Origin of the sequence: Mesorhizobium vachelliae (assembly GCF_033977325.1) — a bacterium.
Lineage (GTDB): Bacteria > Pseudomonadota > Alphaproteobacteria > Rhizobiales > Rhizobiaceae > Mesorhizobium > Mesorhizobium vachelliae.
The window spans coordinates 1-5,084 of sequence record NZ_JAVIIR010000047.1; the positions used below are offsets into that span (position 1 = coordinate 1).

At 61.5% G+C, this 5,084-nt stretch carries 3 pseudogenes; all 3 read right to left on the minus strand.

From position 1 onward, the window contains the following. Window positions 1-2,586 (minus strand): annotated as a pseudogene (locus tag RFM41_RS33825) (hypothetical protein); the annotation flags it as partial. Between the two features lie 526 nt (window positions 2,587-3,112). Continuing rightward, window positions 3,113-3,351, minus strand: a pseudogene (locus tag RFM41_RS33830) (IS5/IS1182 family transposase); the annotation flags it as partial. Between the two features lie 314 nt (window positions 3,352-3,665). Further along, window positions 3,666-4,343: pseudogene (locus RFM41_RS33835) on the minus strand (IS110 family RNA-guided transposase); the annotation flags it as partial. Between the last annotated feature and the right edge of the window lie 741 nt (window positions 4,344-5,084).

Genomic DNA, 5,084 nt, shown 5'->3' on the forward strand with positions numbered 1-5,084 from the left:
GACGAGCCGCGTTCGGGCGGCGAGATCTGGATTTTCCCTCTGCAGCTCCTGCGCCAGAAGTTCGTAATCTCTCTGGATATGCTCATCGTTCAGCCATTCCGTGGCGCCTAGCGCCAGCCCGCTGCGGTCGTGAGACGAGGCTCGCGGATCGAGCGCCTCAACCTGAGCGTCGGAGGCTGTACCTGGAAATGGCGTAGAGTGAGCATCATCACGCAGCTCGGCCGGTGTGGACGGCAAATCGACCAGGGAGTCAAGACTGCGGTAGATATCAGACGAGCGAGCTGACGCGGACCGCCGAGCTGGCCCCATGTCTTGATCCGACTGCGGCGACCACTCTGACCAGGGGCGGTCCCGACCGGCAGGTCTTTGCCTTTCGGCTTGGTCCACCTCCTGCCAAAGCTGCGACTGATCGTAACTTTCCTGCGAGGCGGCGGGCCTTACCCCCAAATCGGCCTGCTCCCGCGAGCTAAGCTGTGGCCCGAGCTCCGTGGAACCCTCTCCAGGCTCGCTCGATGACGACGATGGCCCGGCAATCGATCTCGACCTGGCAGCGTCCGACCGCGGCGCGGAGCCGGCATCGTCGTGCAAGTCGACGATGTCATCAAGACCGGCATAGATCTGCGATGATCTGCGTGACGAGCCGGGCTGGGCAATTGCCGAGCCGGCAACTGCGGTCCAATGGCCCAAGCCGCTACCCTCCTCAGCCAGTTGCCCGGGCGCGAGCGCATTCAGATCAAAATCCGGACGCCGATAAGGTGTGGGAGACAGTGGTTCAAGGCCGGCGAAGGTCGAGGACGAGCCGGCACTTTGAGCAGGCGAGGACGGGGGCGGCACGGGGGCAAATTCTGGCGGCAGCGATGTCGTCTGATGGAACTGCGGCACATTGGTAGCCATTGGCGCGCCATGCTGTACGGCCTCTTCTTCATGGAAGGCTCGCAACACGTCCCAGGCCGGGTCGCCCGGGGACATGGGGATGGGCGAGAAGGCGACGGGTGAGGCGCTCTGGGCAGTTCCCATGGCCGGGCCGCTTGGCTGCTCGCGCGGGGCCGCTTGCCCATGGGCTGCCAAGCCCAGCGCATTGTTGGCTGCGACCATTTGCCGGTATTTCTGCAGAAAGCCCCAGGCTGTGCCGAAACGGGGGCCCGCGTTCTTCTTGTATTCGTCAACCGCCCGGCTCAGCACCGCGGGTTCAATCTGGGCAATGCCCTTGCCGAAGTTCTGACTGAGCCACTCGTTGAAACGACACAAAAGACTCCGATAGACTTTTAGCGTGTCTTTTCCGTACCTGCTTGCAGCTGCCCGACATGCATCTTCGATCACCTGGTTCTCTTCGTTGACGGGGCGAGTTTTAGCTGTTGTGACAGTCTGTCCGGCATAGGCTTGCCGCAGCCTTCCCAATGCCACGTTGATGTCGCTCAGTAGTACGGCATCGTTGCCCGCAAAGTTCTTCGCCAGGCCGTCCAACTGCTCGTCCTCAATCCGACCGTGGATTTGGCTCTGGTGGTTCTCGGCAAGCCATTTGCTGAACTTGCGCAGCGCCGCTAGATCGCCCCCCAAGGTTCGTGCTTTGATGCGGGCCACGGCTTTTGCCCGGTATTGGGCGAATAGTTCCTCATCGTCCTTCGTGCCGGGTCGAACAGTCGAAACAGCCGTCACAGGCTGTCCGGCAGAATGCTGCCGGAGCCTTCCCAATGCCACTTTGGTGTCGCTCAGTAGTACGACATTGTTGCCCACAAAGTTCTTCGCCAGTGCGTCCAACCCCGGGTCCTCAATCCGGCCGGCGATCTGGGTCCGATGGTTCTCGTCAAGCCATGTGCTGAACTTGCGCAGCGCCACTATATCGCCAGTGATCGAGCTTTCACTCACCTTGGCTGTTTTAGCCACCTCGGCACGGTAGGCGGCAAAAAGCGCCTCGTCCGGATGCTCGCGGCCGCGCTTGCGGCGGCGCGTTCGCTGAACGACGGCAGCCTGGTGCGGCGCCGCGGCCGGCATTGTATGGCGCGCGCCGGTCAAATCGCCCTGTTGACTGGCCGCAGGCCGATATGCGTCCGTGACGACGTGAGCGAAGTTCACGCCATCGGGTGCGCTTCCAAAGCCCGTGGCGGGCGGGTTGACCCGCGGCGGCATGGAACTCGAAGCTTCGTAACCGACCCCAATCGCTGCGCGGCTCCGCGGCTGATCGACACTTTGCGCCGGTGAGTGGACCACCCGCTCCGCATCCTGCCAGAACTGCGAAGCGAAACTTGCAGCCGCAAACGGCCCGGCGCGATCCGCGGCGGCAAAGAGCTCGTCCTGGTCAAAACTCTGCGCAGGTGAGTGAGCTGGTGGAGCAAAGGGCAAGTGCGAACCGCCTTCCCCGGCGCCCTCCTCTTGCAGCATGCTCGGTCCAACCGCATCTGCATGTGAGCCGGTCCGCCGCCTGGCGAGACGGCTGTTTGGAACAGCTTGCCGATGCTGGCCCGGCGGCAACGCGTTCAGATGCTCCTGAAAACGCGCCTGGTTGGTCTGATGCTGTTGCGAGCCTGAATCGTCTGTGCGGGCGAGATCTGAGACGTGGGACCGATTGATATTGTTAAAGGGATCCATCGTATCTCCCTTGCCTGTTCCGAGCAGCTCAAGCCGCCCTGGCGGCTGGAAACTGTTCTATGGGACTCAGCTGTCGACAGGCTGACGGACCGAGCGCGCCAGGACGCAGTCGAGATCATCACTCCAGGCGCGAAGGAGGAATTCGCTGCACGGCCCGCCGATCTTCCCGTTCGACAAGCCCCGTCCGGCCGCCGTTGCGAAGCTGTCGGATCTGGTGATGCCGCGCCTCGCCTATGCAGCCAAGCGGCGCGGCAACCTAGGTGAGCGTGCGTATTGCCTCACGTAACGATGCTCCGCGAGATTCAGGCGTTGCCTCATGCAAAGGTGTTTGCAGCCTCGCGGCAGCGCTTAAAGGCGCGGTTGTAAGGGAAGCCGACGAAAATTGGGGACCTAACGAACTAAGAACTGCCCGCCCCCATCTCCCAATCCGTTGAATTCTTATGAGAGCGATCCGAGTGCGGCGTGAACTGGGTCTGCAGAAAAATCAGGCTCTCCCTATCTAGCCGCCCGTGAACAAGGAAGCTCGTCAGGCTTCGAGGGATTTCGACCGGCTTTGGAGCGCGGCGAGGAGCAGCCACAAAAGCTGCCTGAACCAGTTGAGCAGCAGCGAGAAGTTGTAGCCGGCGGCGGCCAGGATGGCGTTGACGGCGTCGCCCTGCTCGCCGGCGAGGTAGTTGCGGTCCATCCGGTGTTCGGCCTTGATGTGGCCGATGGCTCGATCGCGGAGCGGCGGCGCATCTGCCGCTTGATGGCCGGTGTGATGCGCGGAGGTGAAGACCCTCATATGGGGTTGGCGATGTCAAGATTGGAACATATTCGACATCCTCATAAGGTTTCCGGCTCCAGGTTGCGGGCTCAACTACGTGACGCGGCTCGTTTTGCTGAGCCTAATCCACCTCATATTCGGTCGCCATTGATCGCGGCTGCACCAACATCCCGCTTTCGGCGGGCTGAGCCCAGGATGACGAGACCATTCTGAACTACGACATTTTTGCCAGGGTCTTCATAGGTTCGTCACCTGGATCCGCCGGGGCTCATGAGATCCCGGTAGATTTCGGAAAGGCAAAAGTAGCAAAACGCTATGCCTTTTTCATAATAGCACCTTCGATTACGACTCCGGAGGTTACGTACTTCCACAGGGCGACTAGCAGCTTACGTGCCAGCGCAACGATGGTCGGTTTCTTCATTCGCCCGCCATTGCGTTCGACGCGCGCCTTGTACCATTTTGCCAATGCCGAATCTGGCTGGTGTTGCAGCCATAACCAAGACAGTTGGATGAGCGTGGTGCGCAATCTTGGATTGCCAGCCTTCGACACACCTTGTTCCCGGTCGATCGAGCCACTCTGCCAAGGCGTCGGCGCCAGCCCGGCATAGGCGGCGACCTGACGGCGATTATCAAAATGCCGGAATGACCCTTCCGCCCAGAGGATATTGGCAAACTCCGCGCCGAGTCCCTTAATCCCCAGCAGCATCGTGACGGGCGACGGCTTCGTCTTGTCCGTGTTCTGCGCCGCGATAAGCGCCTCGCGCTCACCCTCGACCGCCTTGATCTGTTCCATCACCAGTTCCAGCCGGTCTAGTTCTCGACTGATCTGGGCCTTCATGTGCCTTGGCAATGCGTGCCCGTCTCCTGTTCGCAGGTCTTCAAGCCGCTGTCGCCGATCTTTATGAAGCGGCTCGTAGTCGGTGATGCCTTGCGAGAGCAGCAGCCCCTTGATGCGGTTGACACGGCCGATCCTCCGCCGATCTTCCTCTTCATGAGAGATGGCCAGCGGAGGTGCATTGTGGCCGCGGTTATCCAGTGTCGGCTCAACCCGATTGCCGCTGCGCGCCGCAGATTATCCTGCACCGTACTGCATGCTATTCCCAGCACGACCGCAATCTCGCGCGAGCTGATCCCGCTTCCGGCAAGCCGAAGCATTTGTCTCAACTGTCTCATGGTTAGCCTTCTCTTTGCCGGCATCAAAATGTCCTCGTTCATCGCGAGGTAATTGATGTCAAGGTTGCTGACCAGGAGGTAATCTTCAGTGCCGAAAACCGGCCGGTCTTTGGTTGGAATGGTGGCCGGCTTCAAACCGGAATGGCGGCCGGCTTCATATCGGAATCCGCATGCGCCGGCGGAGATCGCGGCAGGACGCAGTCGAGACGATCACTTCCGGCGCGAAGGAGGCACTCGCGGCGAGCCCGCCCATCTTCCCATTCGACAAGCCTGTCCGGCTGCGGTTGTGAAGCTGTCGGATCCGGTTGATGCCCCGCCTCTGTATGCCGCCCGTTGAACGATCCGCGGCCGGTTGCCTAAAACGTCGCTGTGACGGTCGTGGCACCGCTTAAATCGCCATCATCCGCTGGTCAACCAGGCCGGAGTGTCGGCGAGCCGTTGCCAGCAAGCTTCATGGACCGGAGCCGATAAGCGGCCTGAGGCGGTCCAGCAAGGCCTGGCGGTCGGCGACGAGGGTGTCGAGGTGGAGCGGCCGGCCGGTGGGCGGTTCGGCTTCAGC